The sequence below is a fragment of the Ferdinandcohnia jepli genome (assembly GCF_047246645.1).
Lineage (GTDB): Bacteria > Bacillota > Bacilli > Bacillales > Bacillaceae_L > Ferdinandcohnia.
The window spans coordinates 130731-150275 of the sequence record NZ_JBFOKR010000014.1; the positions used below are offsets into that span (position 1 = coordinate 130731).

A 19545-nucleotide genomic window follows, 5' to 3' on the forward strand; every position below is an offset into this window, starting at 1 on the left:
GGAACATATGAATAAACAAAAATTAGTGTTACCTATTACAACATTTGGGATGGCTTTTGCGTTTGCGGTTTGGTCGGTTATTTCTCCGCTTGCAAGTACCTTTCAAGAATTGTATGGACTAACTTCAACGCAAAAAAGTATTTTAGTAGCGATTCCAGTATTATTGGGATCTGTCATGCGAATTCCGCTTGGAATCCTTACGGATCGTTACGGTGGAAGAAAGATGTTTACGATGCTTTTCGCATTTTTAATTATTCCGTTAATAGGTGCAGGCTTTGCTAACAGTATTGGATCGTTAATGTTTTGGGCATTCTTTATCGGAATGGCGGGAACTTCATTTGCAATATCAATTGCATTTGTTTCAAAGTTAACACCTCCTGAAAAGCAGGGGACAGCACTAGGAATTAACGGAATGGGTAATATCGGAACAGCCATTGCAGGTTTTTCAATCCCGACGATTGCAGCTTCATTTGGTGTACAATGGGCATTCTGGGGATTAATAATTCCAGTTGTCATTATGATGGTAATGATTTGGTTCTTTACACCGGAAACACCAAAACCAACTGAGCAAAAAACAATGTTAAGTGCGCTATCAGTTTTAAAATACAAAAATACGTGGACACTCTCACTGTTTTACTTTTTAACATTTGGATCATTTGTAGCATTAGGTATTTATTTACCTTCTTTATTAACTGACTTATATGGTCTTACACCAGTTGATGCTGGACTGCGTGCAGCTGGATTTGTTGTAGTCGCAACTTTCATACGACCAGTTGGCGGTATTTTAGCTGATAAAATCGGTGCTGGGAAAATCCTAACCTTTGTCTATATCGGCTTTGCAATTGGTGCAACTACTATTGTCATCGGTATGAACAGTATAATCATTATGACAATTGCCTGTCTGTTTATTGCGGTGATGGCTGGTTTAGGTAATGGTTCGGTTTTCAAGCTTGTTCCGCAGTTATTTCCAAAAGAAACTGGTGCTGTGACTGGTATAGTTGGAGCATGGGGTGGCCTGGGTGGTTTCTTCCCACCGATCCTAATGGGAATTGTAAAAGACATGACTGGCAACTATATTTTAGGATTTATCTTATTAGCAGTGTTGGCTGTTGTATGCCTATTAATAAACAAGGTAATCTTTGATAATAAGCAAAAACAAAAAGCATATGAATTGGACCTTGCGTAAGAAAATAGAGGAGAGTTTTCTCCACTAATTTTGGTTTCTCACAAATAAAGAGCTGAATCCAATTCAGCTCTTTTTCAGCATTCATTAATTTCCAGCAGCTGCTCGAGGGAACAGGATGTTGTTTTCTAAATGTATGTGTTGGAATAGGTCTGCTTCTAATGCTTCTAAACGTTGGTATACTAAGCGATACGTTCCACATGCTCCTAGTGGTGGTTGGAAGTCATTTGTAATTTCTCTGATTTCTTTAATGATTGCTCCAGCTCCATCATGGTCATCTTCTAATTCTGAAACGTGTTTTTTTACTAGGTCATGATTTTCTTCAGACGGATCTTTTTCAAACTGAAGAATCAATGGAAATGAATCTGTTTCTTCCTTGATTGTATGTTGTTCAAGCTCTGTTCGTAATTGGCTAAATAATGAATGAACTCTTACTAAATGAGGATGCTGTGCACCGTGAACACGTAAAACCTTTGTTACATACGGGCTAAGTTGTGGTAATTCCTCATTTAAATAACGGTGATGCTTATTAATAATATGGTCGATTAACTCTGAATAGCTAGCAGCTTTCCAGTCAATGCCTGTTTCATTTAATGCCTTCATTTCATCATAAAGGGTATTAAGCTTTGAAAGTATCTCATCCTTTGAAAGGTTTCTTTCTTCAATAGCTTCTAGTAAAGGACGATTTCCTCCGCAACAGAAATCAATACGATATGATTTGAAAAGGTCACCAGCTTTAGGGAATTCAGTAACAATTTCACCAATTATATGTTCTTCAGTAAATGTTTGTACCATTTTTTCTACCTCCTAAAATTGCTTAAATATCACTATACGTAAAGGATATCTTGTTCCAGTCTAAAATGTGGTGATTCGTATCACACATAACAAGAAAATTACTGTTGCAATAGTGATATTGTTCACACTGTCTATTAATCGTTGTTTGGTACCATTACATTATGAACAGGTCAGACAAGTTGGGGTTATATGTTTGGTAATACAAGACTTGGTTTATAAAGGCTAATAAAAGATAGATTCAAGTTTCAAAAGTAGAAAATATAGTACAGATTCGAAGGGTTGTTAAAGATCATATTAGTAGAATGAATTATTCAAATTGAATGGGATGTCAGCAAGAAAGTAGTCCTTTTATGGCAAATATACTACAATAGGAAAAAAGTAGATAAAGTGAGTTGAATAGTATGGTTGAAAGACGAACGCCGATTCCAGTTTCAGAGGCAGTTTCGAGAGTAATGAAATATGCAAGTCATGGAGAAAAGGAAATAATCTCGATAGATGACTGTTTTGGCAGGTTTTTAGCAGAAGATTTAATTGCTGATCATGATGTACCTCATTTTAACCGTTCTCCATATGATGGTTTTGCCGTTCGAGCTATTGACACCGAGCAGGCAGGTCTGGATAATTCAGTTGAATTTGAAGTGATAGAAGGAATTGGTGCAGGGGCAGTGGCCACCAAAAAGGTAGAAGCTTTCCAGACAGTCAGAATTATGACTGGAGCTCAAATGCCTACTGAGTGTGATGCTGTGGTTATGTTAGAATTAACAACAGAATATGAGCGAGATGGAAAAAAATATATGTCAATCAAGCGTCCGTTTAAATCGGGAGATAATGTTTCGTTTCAAGGTGAAGACACTGCAAAAGGTACTGTTTTAGTGAAAAAAGGTACTCATATTAATCCCGGTGTAAAAGCCTTACTTGCCACTTTTGGCTATCATCAGGTACCTGTTGCAAGAAAACCTGTAATCGGTATTTATGCAACGGGAACGGAGCTACTGGATGTAAGTGAGGAGCTTGTTCCCGGTAAAATTAGAAATAGCAATGCATATATGGTAAGTGCACAAATAGAAAGAGCGGGTGGAGAACCAAAATATCTTGGCAAGCTCACAGATGATTTTGATTTGTGCTTTGAAGCGATTAAAAGCGCAATTGACCAGGTTGATATACTAATTACGACAGGTGGAGTATCTGTTGGGGATTATGATTATCTCCCGGCAATTTATGAAAAGTTAGGTGCAGAAGTACTTTTTAATAAAATCGCAATGAGACCGGGCAGTGTTACAACCGTTGCACAATTAAATGGCAAGCTTCTATTTGGTTTATCTGGTAATCCTTCTGCATGCTATGTAGGTTTTGAGTTGCTAGTAAGACCAGTAGTTCGGACAAGCTTATTTGCAACGAATCCACATTTATTAAAAGTAAAGGCAACTCTCAATGCTGACTTTCCAAAACCAAATCCATTCTCACGTTTTGTTAGAAGTAAACTTGGATTTGAGGCAGGTAAGGTTACGGTAACACCTAGTGGATTGGATAAATCAAATGTCGTGTCCTCTCTTGCTGGTGCGAACGCATTGATGATTTTACCAGGGGGCACACGAGGGTTTGAAAAAGGTATGGAAGTTGATGCGCTATTTTTAGAGGATCAGGAAGGAAGTACATGGCCTTGGACATAATGTATCCGATTTTACAAATAGTCGGTTTTCAAAACAGCGGGAAAACCACACTTGTAGAAAAGTTAGTCCAAACAGGTACTGCAAATGGGTTAAAGGTTGCAACTCTAAAGCATCATGGTCACAATACAGGGCTTGATTCATTACATATAATGAAAGATTCAGTTCGACATAGAAAAGCTGGCGCTGTGTTGTCAGGTGTTGAAGGTGGAGGATCTCTTCAAATTGAAGCGATAACGACTGATTGGAGACTTGATAAGCTTATAAAGCTGTATAGCTTCTTCGAACATGATATGATACTTGTTGAAGGTTATAAAAATGAAGACTATCCAAAAGTCATAATGATTCGAGAAGAAAAGGATGTAGAATTACTTTCTTCATTGAAAAACATCGTGGCAGTCATCTCTTGGATCCAAATCGAGAGTCAATATCCTTTATTTAACATAAAAGATGAAAAAACGTATCTAAATTGGTTAGTTAGAAGTAGTGAGGTAAATGAATGAACAAGAATGAATTTTTTAAGATTACAAAAGAACCTATTAACATAGAAGAGGTAACGAATAAGGTTATTAGAAGGGAAGCCGGTGCGGTTACAACTTTTACAGGAACTGTACGTGAATTTACAAAAGGTAAGAAGACTCTCTATCTCGAGTATGATGCGTATGTCCCGATGGCGGAAAAAAAACTTGCCCAAATAGGTGATGAGATTTCCGAAAAATGGCCAGATGCCAGAACTGCGATTACGCATCGAATTGGTAGACTTGATATCTCAGAAATAGCTGTAGTAATTGCTGTATCCACGCCACACCGGAAAGATGCATACGAAGCAAATGAATATGCAATTGAAAGAATCAAACAAATTGTACCGATTTGGAAAAAAGAGCACTGGGAAGATGGGGAAATGTGGATTGGTGATCAGCTAGAAACGAAGCAATATCCAACCGGCCAACCGGAAAAGGAGGACTTGGTATGATTACAGTACTGTTTTTCGCTCATTTACAGGAAATGGCGGGTACGGAACGAATAACAATCGAGGCTAATGAAATGACAATTTCTACATTGAAGAAGAAACTTGCCGAGGAGTACCAGTTAAAAAACCTTGACCAAATTATGTTTGCAATTAATGAAGAATATGCGAATGAAGACGATGCAATAAAAGCAGGAGATATCGTTGCCCTCATTCCTCCGGTAAGTGGAGGATAAACGGGGAATTATTAGCCACCTATATAGGTGGTTTTTTTATGTCTAGTTCCAGCGCCTAGCCAGTTTTTCAACCTGAATTAGCTTCTTCGAGTATCTTGCGCAAAAGCTCTGCTTTTAAGCAGCTCGAGGTCGCTTCACCCCTCCTGCGGCGGCAACACTAAGGAATGCTTCGTGAGGTTAATCCTCACAGGAAAAAAGCTTTGCTTTTTTTCGAGCCTCCTCACTGAAATGCTGAAGCGGCTTGGTCAGAAACGAGGAAATTGGAGACTCCGACAAAAGAGGCGTCTTTTGCCTCTGACGGAGGAGTTGAAATTTCTCGAGTTTCTAGCCGCTGAAGCTGGACAAGTCAGGGTTCCGACGCACAGGACGTGTTAGTGCCGGCGAAGACATAAGGACGTGGCGACATTAGCCGGCCAGCGCTTGTCGGACTTGCACAGGACAAGGAAGACTACGACAGCATAGACATCGCACGAAGAAAATGCGTAGCATTTTCGAGGATGTGCTGACATCGACGTTCGCCACAGGACGTGGCGGATTTTAGTCGATGTCCCTTTTTTCAAGGCGCTTGCACTTTTCTTGTTTTTGACTATTTTTTGACGAAAGTGTGACATAGTTGTGATATCTATCACAGTGTGAAGATTCTTCAAACATTACAATATAAATATCGGTTAAGGATTTAATTCCTACTTAAAATATCTGTAATGAATAAGGGTGAACAATAATGAAGTTAATTGATATGATACTTTGGATGATAATTCCATATACAGTAGTGCTGCTCATTATAATGGGAATGATTTGGAGAGATAGAAGTAAAGATAAAAATCGTTCAAAACGAATAAATCATCTCTTCTTATTCTTTTTATTATTATTTGCAGGGACTGGAACGGTCATACTGCTTACATTACACAATGACTTGACAGTTATCCTTTCGTGGACGAAAGGACTTCTTACCATGAATCCTCAGATTGAGATGATGTATACTATATCACCTTTAGCACTACTTCATATCCTTTCATTATTTGCTATTCTACTATTGCTACCATTTACGGGATTTCCCTTCAATAAGCAAGTCGTATTAGAAATAGAAGAAAATGAGGAGAACCTTGTTGTAAGATGGTAAGGTAACAAAAAGTACATTGGCAGTTAAGAAAGACTAAAGAATACATTTTTTAAAAAAGAGAACCCCAAATAAATACAATTAGAAAACTCCTTGGATAAACATCCTGGAGTTTTTCGGTATAAAAGGAATTTTGTCTACCCTAACTATAACTCTCGTAATCTCCCATCACACAAGCGTTTGTCCAACTAAACACTTGATATTTTTATAAAAATGCAATTGATTTTATTTTTATACGGACTTATAATGATACATATTTCTAAAATTAATTTACAAGGAGGCCGCAATGAAGGCAGCTATTATTGGAGTAACCGGCTACAGTGGAATTGAATTACTACGATTATTGGCTAATCATCCCAATATACACGTTCACTCTGTGCATTCTTCATCTCAGACAGGTATGAAGCTTTCAGAGGTCTATCCACATATAACTAGTCTAGCAAACTATTCATTAGAAAGCATTGATATTCCGAAACTCGCTAGCGAGGTTGACATCGTATTTATCGCAACTCCCTCAGGGGTTTCAACAACGATTGTACCAGAGTTACTTAAGCATGATGTGAAAATTGTTGACTTGTCTGGTGATTATCGAATCAAGGATCCTGCTACTTTTGAAGAGTGGTATAAGCATCCTGCGCCAAAGCAAGTGGATATAAACCAGGCTATATATGGCTTATCTGAATGGAATAAAGAAGATATTAAGAATAGCAAATTTATCTCGAACCCGGGTTGCTATCCGACAGCTACCCTATTGGGTCTAGCACCGTTGGTTCAAAATAAACTAATTGATGAGAAATCAATCGTCATTGATGCAAAATCTGGTATCTCCGGGGCTGGCAAAAGCCCATCAAGAACTACACATTATGCAGAATCGAATGACAACTTTTCCATTTACAAAGTGAATCGTCATCAGCATATACCCGAAATTGAACAGGCGTTGAAAGGATGGGATGATGAAGTTCCTTTTGTTACCTTCAGCACACATCTTGTTCCGATGACTAGAGGTATCATGTCAACTATTTATGTAAATAGTAATTCAGCAAATACTACTACATTAGAAAGTTTGCATGAATTATATAAAACAAGTTATGAAGATTCACCATTTGTTCGAATCAGGGAAATAGGAAACTTTCCATCCACAAAAGAAGTGTACGGAACGAATTTCTGTGATATAGGTCTAGCGTTCGACCCTCGAACGCAACGAATTACGATTGTTTCTGTTATTGATAATCTTGTAAAAGGAGCAGCAGGTCAGGCAATTCAAAATGCGAACCTGATGTTTGGATTAGATGAAATGACAGGATTACAACTAGTCCCGCTATTTCCATAAGGTGAGATTATGTTATAAATCTTGTTCTTAGATCGCTTTTCTATTAAAAAGGAGTGACTTTGCTTGTTAGATACGAAAGATATTGAAATTGTAAAAATAGAAGAAGGTTCAATTATTACTCCAAAGGGATTCAAGACGGCTGGTGTTCATGCGGGGTTACGTTATGCAAAGAAAGATTTAGGTGTAGTTATTTGTGATGTTCCGGCAAGCTGTGCGGCAGTGTATACGCAAAGTCACTTTCAAGCACCACCTATTAAGGTAACAAAGGCAAGTATTGCGGTGGAGAATAAATTACAAGCCGTTGTTATTAATAGTGCATGCGCGAATGCTTGTACAGGTGAACAAGGCTTGTTGGATGCCTATGAAATGAGGTCTGAAACTGCAGCGCATTTCGGAATCGAGGATCATCTGGTGGCGGTTTCTTCAACTGGAGTAATTGGTGAACTATTACAAATGGATAAAATAAAAAGCGGGATTAAAATGCTTCAACCTACTTCTAGCAATGAAGCAGCAGAGGCATTCCAAACGGCTATTTTAACCACAGATCTTGTTATGAAGAAGACATGTTATCAAACAGAGATTGATGGGAAAACAATAACTGTTGCTGGAGCTGCAAAGGGTTCAGGTATGATCCATCCGAATATGGCGACAATGCTTGGATTTGTAACTACAGATGCAAATATTGATTCAGAAACATTACAAACTGCTATGAAATCTGTTACTGATGTAACATTTAATCAAATAACGGTAGATGGTGAAACATCTACGAATGATATGGTGTTAGTGATGGCAAGTGGCTTAGCTGGAAATGAAACACTCACACCTGAGCATCCAGAATGGGACCAATTTATAACTGCTCTGCAATCAACCTTTGAAGACTTAGCAAAGCAAATTGCGAGAGATGGTGAAGGTGCTACTAAACTAGTAGAAGTGAATGTTGCTGGTGCTGCTTCAAATGACGAGGCAAGGATTATTGCAAAGAAAATTGTTGGATCCAGCCTTGTGAAAACAGCGATTTACGGTGCAGATGCAAACTGGGGAAGAATTATAGGAGCAATCGGACATAGTTCCGCTACTGTAAATCCAGATAGTGTTGATATTTCAATCGGATCGATTCAAATGCTAAAAGGAAGTCAGCCAGTTGCATTTTCGGAAGAGCTTGCAAAGGAGTATCTACAAAGTCCTGATATCGTCATATCTGTTGACCTTCATTTGGGAGAAGGCTTCGGAACTGCATGGGGCTGTGACTTAACCTATGATTATGTCAAAATCAATGCAAGCTATCGTACGTAAGGAGGATCTTATGGACACCATAGTAATTAAATGTGGAGGCAGCATCCTCTCAGAGCTTTCAGATTCCTTTTTCACAAGTATTAAAGAGTTGAAGAATAATGGTTATAAAGTAGTTATCGTTCATGGCGGAGGCCCTGAAATTGGTCAAATGCTTGCTTCTCTTTCTATTGAAAGTGAATTTGTAAATGGATTGCGGAAGACAACGTCTGAAGTGCTGGATGTTGCTGAGATGAAATTATCCGGGACAGTTAATAAAAAGCTTGTTTCCCTACTTGGAAAGGCGGGAATTCAAGCTGTTGGGCTCTCAGGCTGCGATGGATCACTATTACAGGTGAAACCAATTGACCTTGAATCCCTCGGATATGTTGGGGAAGTAACAAAGGTAAATACACAGTTTTTACAACAAATGTTAGAGTTGGATTATGTTCCGGTTATTTCTCCAATTGGGATTGATGAGAACTTTTCAAAGTTTAATATAAATGCAGACACAGCAGCGGCCAGCGTTGCAATTGCATTGGAAGCCAAACACTTACTGTTTGTTACAGATGTAGACGGAATTATGAAAAATGGTGAAGTGTTACCTGCCCTTTCGACAACTACTGTTCGTGAATTAATAGAAGAAGGCACGATATATGGGGGCATGATTCCAAAGGTCAAAGCAGCACTCTCAGCCCTTGAGACCGGAAGTCTACACGAAATTACAATTATCAATGGAAAAGATTCCTTAGTAGCAATGGACGGTAGCTTAAAAGGAACAAAAATTGTTAAGGAACTTGAGGTGGTATAATGGATGCGCTTTTTCCAACCTATGCTAGATGGGATGTTACTGTTGAATCTGCAGAGGGTGCAATCATTATTGATAAGAACGGAAAATCATATTTAGATTTTGTATCAGGGATTGCTGTGTGTAATCTTGGACATCGACATCCTGCTGTTGTTGAATCAGTTCAGAAACAGTTAGAAAAATTTTGGCATGTGTCCAATTTGTTTCACACAGATATTCAGCAGGAAGTTGCACAGAAGTTAGTAAGTAACTCTGATTTAGATGCTGTTTTTTTCTGCAATAGTGGGGCTGAGGCAAATGAAGCTGCTTTAAAACTAGCGCGAAAGTATACACAAAAATCGAAGGTGATTACCTTTAAGCAATCATTCCATGGGAGAACCTTTGGAACAATGGCTGCAACTGGTCAAGAAAAAATTCACAAGGGGTTTGGCCCTCTTTTACATGAGTTTGTCTACCTTCCTTTTAATGATTGTGAAACCTTAGAACAAACAATGGATGATTCAGTTGCTGCAATTATGGTTGAGGTTGTGCAAGGTGAGGGTGGAGTTGTTCCAGCGACTGCTGGTTTTCTAAAAACAATTGAAAAGCTTTGCCAGGATTATGAGGCATTATTCATCATTGATGAAGTTCAAACAGGTATTGGTAGAACAGGGAAAGCCTTTGGATATCAGCATTTTGAAGTATCACCTGATATTGTAACGGTTGCAAAAGGGTTAGGTAGTGGCTTGCCTGTTGGAGCAATGTTGGGCAAGGCAAAACTTAAGGAAACTTTTGGACCGGGTTCCCATGGATCAACCTTCGGAGGAAATCCTATTTCACTTGCTGCAGCTAAAGCAACATTAGCAACCATTTTTACAGATAGCTTTTTAGAAGAAGTAGTAGAAAAAGGTGCATACCTGAAACAAGAACTAAGTAAGGCATTAGAAAATCAAGAATGGGTAACAGAGATCCGAGGTATGGGATTAATGCTGGGAATTGTCTGTAAAACTGATGCAGGAGAGGCAATTGCTGCCCTAAGAAACGATGGACTACTCGTTTTACCGGCAGGACCAAATGTTATTCGATTATTACCTCCATTGACTGTTTCTTATGAACAGTTAGATCAGGCAGTCAATATAATAAAAAGTACACTTGTTACTGAGTATATTGTATAAAACTCAGTTATGAGTGTTGAATGCTGGCAGGTTTATTAATATAGACCTGCCAGGAAAAATGAATTTTTTTTACTTATTAATGCATAAAAATACATTTGTGTAAATAAAAATACGAGGTGGAGCAATGAAAGGCTACTTACATTTAGAAAATGGTGAAAGCTTTGAAGGGACACTATTTACGACAAATCAAACGACTTTTATAAATGGAGAGGTCGTGTTTTTTACAGGAATGACGGGGTATCAAGAGGTATTAACCGACCCTTCCTATAAAAATCAAATAATAGTGTTTACGTATCCACTCATAGGAAACTATGGAATAAATGAATTTGATTTTGAAAGTAAAAAACCACATGTTGCGGGTGTTATTGTGTATGAAACAAAAGATACCTTCTCACATTATAAAGCAAAATATTCTTTGAAGCAGTATCTTGAAAAATGGAATATCCCTTTACTTACACATATCGACACCCGTGGCGTTGTGAAAAGAATTCGCACTGAAGGAACTATGCAAGCCGTTATTTCGCAACAAACCGAAACTAATGAGGAACTATATAGTCCTTTTACTAATCCAGTTAGTGAAGTAACAAGTCAACAAATTCAAACGTTTGGTACTGGTGAAAATCACATCGTGCTTGTTGATTTTGGTTTTAAAAAATCAATCTTGGATGCTTTCTTAAACAGAGGCTGTAAAGTAACTGTTGTCCCGTATGGAACTTCATACGAAGTAATTAAAGAGCTTTCTCCCGATGGAATCGTTCTATCAAATGGACCAGGGGATCCTAAAACTCTACAAAATTATATACCTACGATTAAAAAAGTGATTGAGAAATACCCTACACTTGCGATTTGTTTAGGTCATCAATTAGTAGCGTTAAGCTTAGGGGGAGATACGAAAAAGCTGAAATTTGGTCATAGAGGTGCAAATCAACCTGTTTCCGATTTGTTAAATAAGAAAGTTTACATTACTTCACAAAACCATAGTTATGTGGTAGATGAAGAAAGCTTGAAAAACACAGGTTTAAAAGCACGTTTTAAAAATTGCAATGATGGTTCCATTGAAGGAATGTCTCATATAAGTCTTCCAATATTAACAGTCCAATTCCATCCCGAAGCTCACCCAGGTCCTGTAGAAAGCAGCTGGATTTTTGACGAATTTATACAAAATCACTGTGAAATTAGGAGAGAAAAATTATATGCCTAAAGATTCTACAATACAATCAATACTAGTCATTGGATCAGGACCCATTGTTATCGGGCAGGCTGCGGAATTTGATTATTCAGGTACTCAGGGCTGTCGTGCACTGCGAGAAGAAGGGTATAAGGTTATTTTAGTAAACAATAATCCAGCAACCATAATGACAGATGAAGTAAATGCAGATCTGGTTTATTTTGAGCCATTAACAATAGAAAGTCTTGAGAAAATAATTGAAAAAGAACGTCCAGATGGAATACTCGCTACACTTGGCGGCCAAACAGGATTAAACTTAGCCTTTGGCCTTTATGAAAAGGGAATTTTAGATAAATACAATGTAAAGGTATTAGGGACTCCGATTGCTTCTATTAAAAAAGGAGAGGACAGAGAGGCTTTCCGAAGCTTAATGAATGAGCTGAAAGAACCAGTTCCTGATAGTGAAATTGTTACAACAGTTGAGGAAGCAGTATCATTTGTAAAACAAGTAGGTTTTCCAGTCATTATTCGACCTGCATACACATTGGGGGGAACAGGAGGAGGCATTGCTCACGATACACAGCAGCTACTTCAGTTAACAACGAATGGTTTGTCCGAAAGCCCGATTACTCAATGTTTAATTGAAAAGAGTATTGCAGGATATAAGGAAATAGAATACGAGGTTATGAGAGACAAAAAGGGTACGTGTATTACGATCTGTAACATGGAAAATATAGATCCGGTAGGTATTCATACTGGTGATTCAATTGTAGTTGCGCCATCTCAAACGCTTACGGATGAAGAATACCAAATGCTACGTACAGCTTCTATTACAATCATTTCAGCATTAGGAATTGTGGGCGGGTGTAATATCCAATTTGCATTAGATCCAAATAGTAAACAGTATTATTTAATTGAAGTTAATCCACGTGTAAGTCGTTCATCGGCGTTAGCATCAAAAGCAACAGGATATCCAATTGCTAAAATGGCAGCAAAGCTTGCAGTGGGGTATACGCTTGATGAGTTGATTAATCCAGTTACAGGTAAAACATTTGCGAGTTTTGAACCAGCGTTAGACTATGTGGTTGTAAAGTTCCCGCGCTTTCCATTTGATAAATTTAGTGACGTTCCTAATGTATTAGGTACACAAATGAAAGCAACTGGTGAGGTCATGGCTATTGATCGAAACTTAGAAAGCGCCATACAAAAAGCTGTACATTCTTTAGAAGGCGAGAATGAAAGCTTATATCTACAGACTATTGTTGGCAAAAAGACCGAAGAGTTAGTTGAATTAGTTCAAGTAGGACACCAAGAGAGGTTCTTTGCTATTTTAGAACTTTTAAGAAGAGGAGTTAACACTACAGAAATTCATTCCCTATCAAACATCGATTACTATTTTCTACAAGCCTTTGAAAATTTAATACAAACTGAAAAAGAAATTCGAAATAAGACATTAGATGAAATGACAGTTGACTTTTTAAAGGAAGTAAAAGAAGTAGGATTTTCCGATGAATATATAGGGTTTTTATGCGATATCGAAGAGAAGGAGATTCGTCAAAAACGTAAAGAAATGGGAGTTCTCCCAAGCTATAAATGTGTTGATACCTGTGCTGGTGAGTTTACAGCACAAACTGCTTATTATTATTCCAGCTACTATGGAGAAAGTGAACTTGATGTTTCGGATAAACCAAAGGTACTGATTTTAGGTTCAGGGCCAATTCGAATCGGTCAGGGCATTGAATTTGATTATAGCTCAGTTCATGGGATACTTGCGCTTCAGGATGAAGGCTATGAAACATTGTTGATGAATAATAATCCTGAAACCGTAAGTACTGATTTTGAAATTGCAGATAAGTTATTTTTTGAGCCTCTAACAATTGAGTATGTGTTAAATGTTATTGATGCGGAAAATGTAGACAAAGTAATTGTCCAGTACGGTGGTCAGACAGCGATTAATTTAGCAAAAGGGCTAGAAGAGGCTGGCGTTTCGATTGTTGGAATTAGCCATGATGTGATAGATCAATTAGAAGACAGAGATCGCTTTTATCAGTTACTAGAAAAAGCAAACATACCCCATTTGCCAGGTGAAATTGCTTCCAATGGAGCTGAATTAGTGCAAAAAGCTGCCCTATTAGGTTACCCACTATTACTAAGACCGTCCTATGTAATTGGAGGCAAAGGAATGCATGTGATGAACAATGAAGAGCAACTGACAGCCTTTGTTAAAAATATACCGACTCATTCGTTTCCACTTTTACTAGACGCTTATGTCCCGGGGTTAGAGATTGAAATAGATTTACTATCTGATGGAGAAGAAGTTCTTATCCCAGTTATTATTGAACATGTTGAAAAAGCGGGTGTGCATTCTGGAGATAGCCATGCGATCATCCCAGCTATTTCGTTAGCTGAAAAAGATAAACAATCGATTTATTTTTATGCAAAAACAATCGCACAGGAACTACAGTTTAAAGGAATTATGAATATCCAATTTGTAGTAGATAACAACAATATCTATGTGCTAGAGGTAAATCCACGTGCAAGTCGTACAGTTCCAGTAGTAAGTAAGATAACAGGAATCCAGATGATACAAATTGCAACAAAGCTTATATTAGGAAAAAAACTAACAGACTTCTCAGCAAAATTTGGGTTGATGACAGACTTGCCGTACTTTACTGTTAAATACCCTGTGTTTTCAACCTACAAACTAATGGGGGACCCAACAGTTGGGCCAGAAATGAAATCTACAGGAGAAGGAATATGCATTGCTGAAACTATTGATGAGGCGTTAACAAAGGTCTTTCATAGTTATCTTTTATCAAAGCCCAAAGCAACTGAGATATTTATTGATGTAGACGTAGTACCTGAAGGCCTCCAAGCTTCCATAGAGGAGGTTGGCTTATCTTTACAACATAGAGCTACCTTTTCCGAATGGGTAAAAAGTGAAAGTGCACTGGCACTTGTTAGCCTGAAAAATGATTCCCAAGCAAAAAGAGACAAAATACAAGCTAATCAAAAAAGAATTCAAGTATTTACGCAATTAGAGACTTTATATGCATTTATAAGGGCGTATCGAAACTCATCATTTTCGGTCATGTCTATTCAAGAACGAAGAAGTACTTATACCCAAAAGAAAGAAGTGGTTACCAAATGACAGCAGTTTGGAAACAGAGCAAAAAGAATACGTTAAAGGGGAAGGATTTTATAACACTCATAGATTTGTCTCAGGATGAAATCTTTGACCTATTAGACCTAGCATTGGAATTAAAGCAAGCCCATCAAAAAAGGGAAGAAACCTCTTGTTTAAAAGGGAAAACACTTGCCATGATTTTTGAAAAGCCTTCAACACGTACAAGAGTTTCTTTTGAAGCCGGTATGCTTCAACTTGGAGGCAATGCTTTATTTTTAAATAGCAATGACCTTCAGTTAGGAAGAGGAGAGACGATTGCCGATACAGCAAAGGTGCTATCCCAGTATGTGGATGCAATCATGATCCGTACTTTTGAACATGAAAAAATAGAAGAATTGGCTAAACATGCAAGTATTCCTGTTATAAACGGATTAACAGAGGATTATCATCCTTGCCAAGCACTAGCGGATTTGCTAACAATATATGAGCTGAAGAAAACCTTTAAAGGTAATAAGCTTGTATACATCGGGGATGGAAATAATGTTGCTCACTCACTTTTAATTGGTGCTGCAAAAGTAGGGCTAAATTGTACAGTTGTTTGTCCAGAGCAGTATGAACCAAAGATGGAAATCGTTCAAACAGCTAAAGAAATAGCCAAAAAAACAAGTGCGAAAATCGAGGTTAGTCATAACCCGGAGATTGCCATGAAAGATGCTGACTTTATTTATACCGATGTATGGGCAAGTATGGGGCAAGAAAAGGAACAACAAGAGAGAGTTAAGGTATTTATGCAGTATCAAGTTAACGCAGAGCTTGTCTCAATAGCAAAAAATTCATATACTTTTATGCATTGTTTACCTGCACATCGTGGAGAAGAGGTAACCGAAGAAATTATCGACGGATCTCATTCAGTTGTTTTTGAGCAAGCTGCAAACCGTTTACATGTTCAAAAAGCAGTATTAAAGACATTATTAGCTTAAAAAGAGCAAAGTATGTGCGAACCGATTCTCTAATGTCCCAATTAGCCTCTCATGTTTTGAATCAATAGTGGGAATAGTAAGGATGTACTATTAACCAAAAGGAGGCTAATCATGGGGCAAAGTCATGAATTTCGCTCAGGTCATAAAGCACCTAATAACGGGATTTATGTGGAAATTGGAGAGCAAGGCGATATGGTGAAGAATCCAAAGAGTGTTAAGTTAAATGCTGGTGATCCATTTCCAGAGACTTCGAATCATAACCGCAAATGGACATACAAAAGAAAACCTTAATATGAAGTGAAAAAAAGACCCAAATCGGGTCTTTTTTGATTTTTAATGATGTGGATCCTCTACAGGTTCGTTTGGAATAACTGCACCTAAAATGATAATAAGTGCTGTAACAATCACAGCTACTACTGAAGCAGTAGCAAAACTATATGTAGCCCCCTGCATCGCTCCAATAACATAAGATGCCATTTGGATTAAGAGGAATGTCCAAAAGAATGTCCAAAAATAGCGCATTATTTTCACCTCGTTAAACACAATCTGTAATTAGTTTACCACAATTGTAAGCGATAAGAAAAGATATTTCGTAGGCGTTCCTCCCTTTCATCTTACTTTATAAAACATACAGTATTAATGAAGCAATGAATCAGTTATAGGAGAGAGGATTATGAGTCGAAACCAGCGTTTTTTTAAGATAGGTACACAATGGTCAGTCGTTCATTTGCCTGAACGGCCAAATGGCTTTGGTGTATTAATAATTGGCGATAAAAACAATTTTGTTGAAGAGGACTCAAGCTTCTGGATACAAAACTATGCAAGAGCGCAAATGCTGAAATTACTAATGGATAAAGGGTATACGGTTTTCTATTCTAATTTATACGGAACTAACTGGGGAAACCCAGACTCCCTAACAATGAGTACCCAGTTATATCATATTATTATGAAACAAGAAATTCTAAATCATAAAATCCATGTCTTAGCTGAAGGAATGGGTGCTCTAGCCGCCATTCAACTAATGAATAAGATGGATGATAAAATAAGATCTGTTGCATTATTAAACCCTTGTATTGATTTAATTGGCCATATAGAGAATGAAAGAAATAATAAGTTCTTTTATAAGAAGCTTATTAAGGAATTAGCTAATGCGTATAAAATAACAGATAAGGAAGTAGAAGCACATTATAAGGAACTTGTACCTAAAGTCAACTTATATTCTCCGAGTAAGTCAATTAAAATATGGCAAAGTACAAATGAAAAAACATACCTTCCAAGTATTCATGGAAGAAAATATCAAAATGAAAAAATTACCCTAAGTTACCATATTGGTGAAAATGCGAAAGTTTATGGTCAATCAATTACTCAATTTTTATCTGAAAATGAAGATGAACTGTAATAGTCCCTTGTTTCTGTGAAGAATAGGGACTATTACACTGTTTGCATGCATACGATACTGTAACAATAAATAGGGGAGTTGTGAATATGAAGAAGGCAATTATTTATGGAGCTTTCTCGTTTGTAGGTTATCAGTTATGCCGGCATATGCTGAATCAGGAAATTGAGGTCGTTGGAATTGATTTTGAACCAAGAGAGGGTAGTCCTGAGGAGAATAACATGCTACGAATTGGGCGCAATGCCTATTTCACGTTTGTTAACTATGATACGAATCTGTTGAGGGATGGTCAATTACAAGTGGATGACACAGATCTGTTTGTTTATTCTTGGATCGGATGTTATGAGAATAAAGACGAAGAGATACGAGAATTACTAGAGCATTGTAGTAGAAACAATTCAAAGTTCATACTTGTTTCTACTCATAAATGTTCGTTTGGAAATGAAGATGAGTTGGATGAACAATGGTACAACAAACTTAATATAAAGAATAGCTTTATGGAGCATAGATTAATGAAAGAGCCAAAGGGTACATTTTTATTTACCTTTATCAATTTCTCAGGTACTAGTGTACAAGAGGGATTAGATAAGGTATATGAACATAAAGAATGGCTTACAAAATATAATAATTTATAAGTACTTCCAAACATGTCCAAAATAAACTAAAATAGGGTATAGAGTATATAGAAGGATTGTTGTGTCGTAGGTTTAAAAGGAGTTGTAGAAATGCAGAAAATGATAAAATGGGTACTACTTTCGATGCTACTGGTAAGTCTAACAGCATGTGGACAACCTGCAACTGAGAGCGGAATTAAGAAAGTAGGGTTACTTGTTCCTGATACGATAAATGATCAGGTATGGGGAACGAAAGGCTATAAAGGGTTGTTACAAATACAGTCCCAGCTTGAAGTAGACGTATTTTATAAAGAAGGCATCGCAACCGAAGCGGCTGCTAAACAAGCTGTTGAGGATTTTGTTAATAAAGGTGTTAACTTCATCTTTGGGCATGGTAGCGAATATGCAGCCTACTTTAATTCTTTTGCAGATGAGTACCCAGATGTTCATTTTATCTGCTTTAACGGAAATACAAGAAAGCCGAATGTGACAAGCCTAAACTTTGAAGCACATGCGATGGGCTTTTTCGGAGGAATGGTTGCAGGAGAAGCAACAAATACCAATAAGGTCGGGATTATTGCTGCTTACGAGTGGCAACCTGAAATTAGTGGGTTTTATGAAGGAGCTTACTTTCAAAATAATGAAGTAGACGTAGAAATTGATTATGTACAAAGCTGGGATGAAGTGGATAGGGCATTACTTATTGCGGATGAGATGATTGCTCAAGGTATTGATGTAATCTACCCGGCAGGTGATGGGTACAATGTTCCTGTTATTGAGAAGTTGAAGGAAGCAGGCCTTTATGCAATTGGTTTTGTCTCTGATCAATCAGACCTGGGTCAAGAAACGGTGTTAACTAGCACAGTACAACACGTAGACCAGCTCTATTTATTGGTAGCGAACCAATACAACAAAGGAGAACTTGATTCTGGAACTCTATACTTCGATTTCCAAGATGATGTAATCTCAATGGGAAAATTTAGCCCAAAAGTTGATAAAGCTTTTCAAGAGGAATTAAATAATTACATAGAAGAATATAAAGAGACTGGTAATTTACCTTCTCAATAAAAGAAAAAGGAAAGCTATCACTATTACGGTGATAGCTTTCTACTTTTTTCGAAAATAATCAAGTAATGGAGAAAGATCTTTAAAAACAGGTTTAATCTTGTTTATCGAAGTCATAATATCATCTGCTTGTTTCATAAGTTGGGCAAAATCTACTTGATCTCCTAACATCTCAGTTGAATCTGCAACTTCCTCCTGTTTGTTTGAACGTGAAGAAGAGCGGGAGCGGTTACGGTTACCATTACCGAACATTAAGCGATCAAAAGGGTCAGTTGAATGGGTAGACTCCTCGCTATTAATGGAATCAATAGGTTCCTTATCTTCTTGATGCTGTGTCAATCCTATCACCAACTTTTAATTAGTTTACAACTTTCTATTTTCTTCTATATAAATATGAAACAAATGTAATATTGAGATAGACATGTATCACAAAAGTGTTAGATATATGCGGATTCTGACAAAAAAATTTCTTCATGGTTGATAAGAAAACAAAAATGAATTAAAATTAGTACCAAGTCATAATAATTGATAATAAAAGTAAGTGGTTATTAAAAGTAAAATTTATCAACTTAATTTTCTATGTCTAGCTCCAGCGCCAATAACGCTTGTCTGACTTGTACACGGATGTGCTGGCGTCACGTTTCCACAGGACGTGGCGGAAATTAGTGG

20 protein-coding genes are annotated in these 19545 nt (G+C 37.4%); 17 read left to right on the plus strand and 3 right to left on the minus strand.

Going from position 1 to position 19545, the window contains the following annotated elements; all coding sequences use genetic code 11:
- The first annotated feature begins 7 nt into the window (after positions 1 to 7).
- Positions 8 to 1186, plus strand: a complete 1179-nt coding sequence (locus tag AB3M96_RS16090; RefSeq protein ID WP_412968652.1) for an MFS transporter — start codon at positions 8 to 10, stop codon at positions 1184 to 1186.
- 84 nt (positions 1187 to 1270) lie between these two features.
- Here the strand turns inward: AB3M96_RS16090 and ric are convergent, their stop codons facing one another.
- The gene (gene ric / locus AB3M96_RS16095) at positions 1271 to 1978 is read right to left on the minus strand and encodes an iron-sulfur cluster repair di-iron protein (RefSeq protein WP_412968653.1); all 708 of its coding nucleotides are present in this window, start codon (positions 1976 to 1978) and stop codon (positions 1271 to 1273) included.
- 401 nt (positions 1979 to 2379) lie between these two features.
- Between ric and AB3M96_RS16100 the strand changes: the two genes are divergently transcribed.
- The 13 genes from AB3M96_RS16100 (at position 2380) to AB3M96_RS16160 (ending at position 16092) form a co-directional block, all read left to right on the plus strand.
- Complete coding sequence (locus AB3M96_RS16100; RefSeq protein WP_412968654.1) at positions 2380 to 3648, plus strand: molybdopterin molybdotransferase MoeA; 1269 nt, start codon at positions 2380 to 2382, stop codon at positions 3646 to 3648.
- Positions 3633 to 4148: a molybdopterin-guanine dinucleotide biosynthesis protein B gene (gene mobB / locus AB3M96_RS16105; protein ID WP_412968655.1), complete on the plus strand. Its 516-nt coding sequence runs from the start codon at positions 3633 to 3635 to the stop codon at positions 4146 to 4148. Before AB3M96_RS16100 ends, mobB begins: the two co-directional genes overlap by 16 nt.
- Complete coding sequence (locus AB3M96_RS16110) at positions 4145 to 4618, plus strand: molybdenum cofactor biosynthesis protein MoaE (RefSeq protein WP_412968656.1); 474 nt, start codon at positions 4145 to 4147, stop codon at positions 4616 to 4618. The genes mobB and AB3M96_RS16110 overlap by 4 nt, the downstream gene beginning before the upstream one ends.
- Positions 4615 to 4848, plus strand: coding sequence for a molybdopterin converting factor subunit 1 (moaD, locus tag AB3M96_RS16115; RefSeq protein WP_412968657.1), 234 nt, complete (start codon positions 4615 to 4617; stop codon positions 4846 to 4848). Before AB3M96_RS16110 ends, moaD begins: the two co-directional genes overlap by 4 nt.
- 721 nt (positions 4849 to 5569) lie before the next feature.
- A complete protein-coding gene (locus AB3M96_RS16120; protein ID WP_412968658.1) occupies positions 5570 to 5968 on the plus strand; it encodes a respiratory nitrate reductase subunit gamma in 399 nt (132 codons plus the stop codon).
- Positions 5969 to 6251: 283 nt separating this feature from the next.
- The gene (gene argC, locus AB3M96_RS16125; protein WP_412968659.1) at positions 6252 to 7295 is read left to right on the plus strand and encodes an N-acetyl-gamma-glutamyl-phosphate reductase; all 1044 of its coding nucleotides are present in this window, start codon (positions 6252 to 6254) and stop codon (positions 7293 to 7295) included.
- A 63-nt stretch (positions 7296 to 7358) separates the two neighbouring features.
- On the plus strand, positions 7359 to 8588 hold the full coding sequence (gene argJ / locus AB3M96_RS16130) for a bifunctional ornithine acetyltransferase/N-acetylglutamate synthase (RefSeq protein ID WP_412968660.1): 1230 nt from the start codon (positions 7359 to 7361) through the stop codon (positions 8586 to 8588).
- A gap of 10 nt (positions 8589 to 8598) precedes the next feature.
- A complete protein-coding gene (gene argB / locus AB3M96_RS16135; protein ID WP_412968661.1) occupies positions 8599 to 9375 on the plus strand; it encodes an acetylglutamate kinase in 777 nt (258 codons plus the stop codon).
- Positions 9375 to 10526: an acetylornithine transaminase gene (gene argD, locus AB3M96_RS16140; protein WP_412968662.1), complete on the plus strand. Its 1152-nt coding sequence runs from the start codon at positions 9375 to 9377 to the stop codon at positions 10524 to 10526. Before argB ends, argD begins: the two co-directional genes overlap by 1 nt.
- Positions 10527 to 10650: 124 nt before the next feature.
- Complete coding sequence (locus tag AB3M96_RS16145; protein ID WP_412968663.1) at positions 10651 to 11727, plus strand: carbamoyl phosphate synthase small subunit; 1077 nt, start codon at positions 10651 to 10653, stop codon at positions 11725 to 11727.
- Positions 11720 to 14845: a carbamoyl-phosphate synthase (glutamine-hydrolyzing) large subunit gene (carB, locus tag AB3M96_RS16150; protein WP_412968664.1), complete on the plus strand. Its 3126-nt coding sequence runs from the start codon at positions 11720 to 11722 to the stop codon at positions 14843 to 14845. Before AB3M96_RS16145 ends, carB begins: the two co-directional genes overlap by 8 nt.
- Positions 14842 to 15801: an ornithine carbamoyltransferase gene (argF, locus tag AB3M96_RS16155; protein ID WP_412968665.1), complete on the plus strand. Its 960-nt coding sequence runs from the start codon at positions 14842 to 14844 to the stop codon at positions 15799 to 15801. Before carB ends, argF begins: the two co-directional genes overlap by 4 nt.
- A 111-nt stretch (positions 15802 to 15912) precedes the next feature.
- Positions 15913 to 16092 (plus strand): YjzC family protein, encoded by a 180-nt coding sequence (locus AB3M96_RS16160; protein ID WP_412968666.1) that lies wholly within the window; start codon positions 15913 to 15915, stop codon positions 16090 to 16092.
- Positions 16093 to 16134: 42 nt separating this feature from the next.
- Here AB3M96_RS16160 and AB3M96_RS16165 read toward each other — a convergent pair whose 3' ends face one another.
- A complete protein-coding gene (locus AB3M96_RS16165; protein ID WP_412968667.1) occupies positions 16135 to 16323 on the minus strand; it encodes a YjzD family protein in 189 nt (62 codons plus the stop codon).
- A 151-nt stretch (positions 16324 to 16474) separates the two neighbouring features.
- Here AB3M96_RS16165 and AB3M96_RS16170 point away from each other — a divergent pair, with 151 nt between their 5' ends.
- The 3 genes from AB3M96_RS16170 to AB3M96_RS16180 all read left to right on the plus strand — a co-directional run bounded on the left by AB3M96_RS16170 (position 16475) and on the right by AB3M96_RS16180 (position 18879).
- Entirely contained in the window at positions 16475 to 17200 is a 726-nt protein-coding gene (locus AB3M96_RS16170; protein ID WP_412968668.1) for a hypothetical protein, read from the plus strand.
- An 86-nt stretch (positions 17201 to 17286) separates the two neighbouring features.
- Positions 17287 to 17832 (plus strand): hypothetical protein, encoded by a 546-nt coding sequence (locus AB3M96_RS16175; RefSeq protein ID WP_412968669.1) that lies wholly within the window; start codon positions 17287 to 17289, stop codon positions 17830 to 17832.
- 90 nt (positions 17833 to 17922) lie between these two features.
- Entirely contained in the window at positions 17923 to 18879 is a 957-nt protein-coding gene (locus AB3M96_RS16180) for a BMP family ABC transporter substrate-binding protein (protein ID WP_412968670.1), read from the plus strand.
- A gap of 39 nt (positions 18880 to 18918) precedes the next feature.
- Here AB3M96_RS16180 and AB3M96_RS16185 read toward each other — a convergent pair whose 3' ends face one another.
- The gene (locus tag AB3M96_RS16185; protein ID WP_412968671.1) at positions 18919 to 19215 is read right to left on the minus strand and encodes a hypothetical protein; all 297 of its coding nucleotides are present in this window, start codon (positions 19213 to 19215) and stop codon (positions 18919 to 18921) included.
- Between the last annotated feature and the right edge of the window lie 330 nt (positions 19216 to 19545).

What these genes read in the sequence shown, in the direction of transcription:
- AB3M96_RS16090 (WP_412968652.1), top strand. Translation starts at nt 8, where the DNA reads ATGAATAAACAAAAATTAGTGTTACCTATTACAACATTTGGGATGGCT.
- ric (WP_412968653.1), bottom strand. Translation starts at nt 1,978, where the DNA reads ATGGTACAAACATTTACTGAAGAACATATAATTGGTGAAATTGTTACT.
- AB3M96_RS16100 (WP_412968654.1), top strand. Translation starts at nt 2,380, where the DNA reads ATGGTTGAAAGACGAACGCCGATTCCAGTTTCAGAGGCAGTTTCGAGA.
- mobB (WP_412968655.1), top strand. Translation starts at nt 3,633, where the DNA reads ATGGCCTTGGACATAATGTATCCGATTTTACAAATAGTCGGTTTTCAA.
- AB3M96_RS16110 (WP_412968656.1), top strand. Translation starts at nt 4,145, where the DNA reads ATGAACAAGAATGAATTTTTTAAGATTACAAAAGAACCTATTAACATA.
- moaD (WP_412968657.1), top strand. Translation starts at nt 4,615, where the DNA reads ATGATTACAGTACTGTTTTTCGCTCATTTACAGGAAATGGCGGGTACG.
- AB3M96_RS16120 (WP_412968658.1), top strand. Translation starts at nt 5,570, where the DNA reads ATGAAGTTAATTGATATGATACTTTGGATGATAATTCCATATACAGTA.
- argC (WP_412968659.1), top strand. Translation starts at nt 6,252, where the DNA reads ATGAAGGCAGCTATTATTGGAGTAACCGGCTACAGTGGAATTGAATTA.
- argB (WP_412968661.1), top strand. Translation starts at nt 8,599, where the DNA reads ATGGACACCATAGTAATTAAATGTGGAGGCAGCATCCTCTCAGAGCTT.
- argD (WP_412968662.1), top strand. Translation starts at nt 9,375, where the DNA reads ATGGATGCGCTTTTTCCAACCTATGCTAGATGGGATGTTACTGTTGAA.
- AB3M96_RS16145 (WP_412968663.1), top strand. Translation starts at nt 10,651, where the DNA reads ATGAAAGGCTACTTACATTTAGAAAATGGTGAAAGCTTTGAAGGGACA.
- carB (WP_412968664.1), top strand. Translation starts at nt 11,720, where the DNA reads ATGCCTAAAGATTCTACAATACAATCAATACTAGTCATTGGATCAGGA.
- argF (WP_412968665.1), top strand. Translation starts at nt 14,842, where the DNA reads ATGACAGCAGTTTGGAAACAGAGCAAAAAGAATACGTTAAAGGGGAAG.
- AB3M96_RS16160 (WP_412968666.1), top strand. Translation starts at nt 15,913, where the DNA reads ATGGGGCAAAGTCATGAATTTCGCTCAGGTCATAAAGCACCTAATAAC.
- AB3M96_RS16165 (WP_412968667.1), bottom strand. Translation starts at nt 16,323, where the DNA reads ATGCGCTATTTTTGGACATTCTTTTGGACATTCCTCTTAATCCAAATG.
- AB3M96_RS16170 (WP_412968668.1), top strand. Translation starts at nt 16,475, where the DNA reads ATGAGTCGAAACCAGCGTTTTTTTAAGATAGGTACACAATGGTCAGTC.
- AB3M96_RS16175 (WP_412968669.1), top strand. Translation starts at nt 17,287, where the DNA reads ATGAAGAAGGCAATTATTTATGGAGCTTTCTCGTTTGTAGGTTATCAG.
- AB3M96_RS16180 (WP_412968670.1), top strand. Translation starts at nt 17,923, where the DNA reads ATGCAGAAAATGATAAAATGGGTACTACTTTCGATGCTACTGGTAAGT.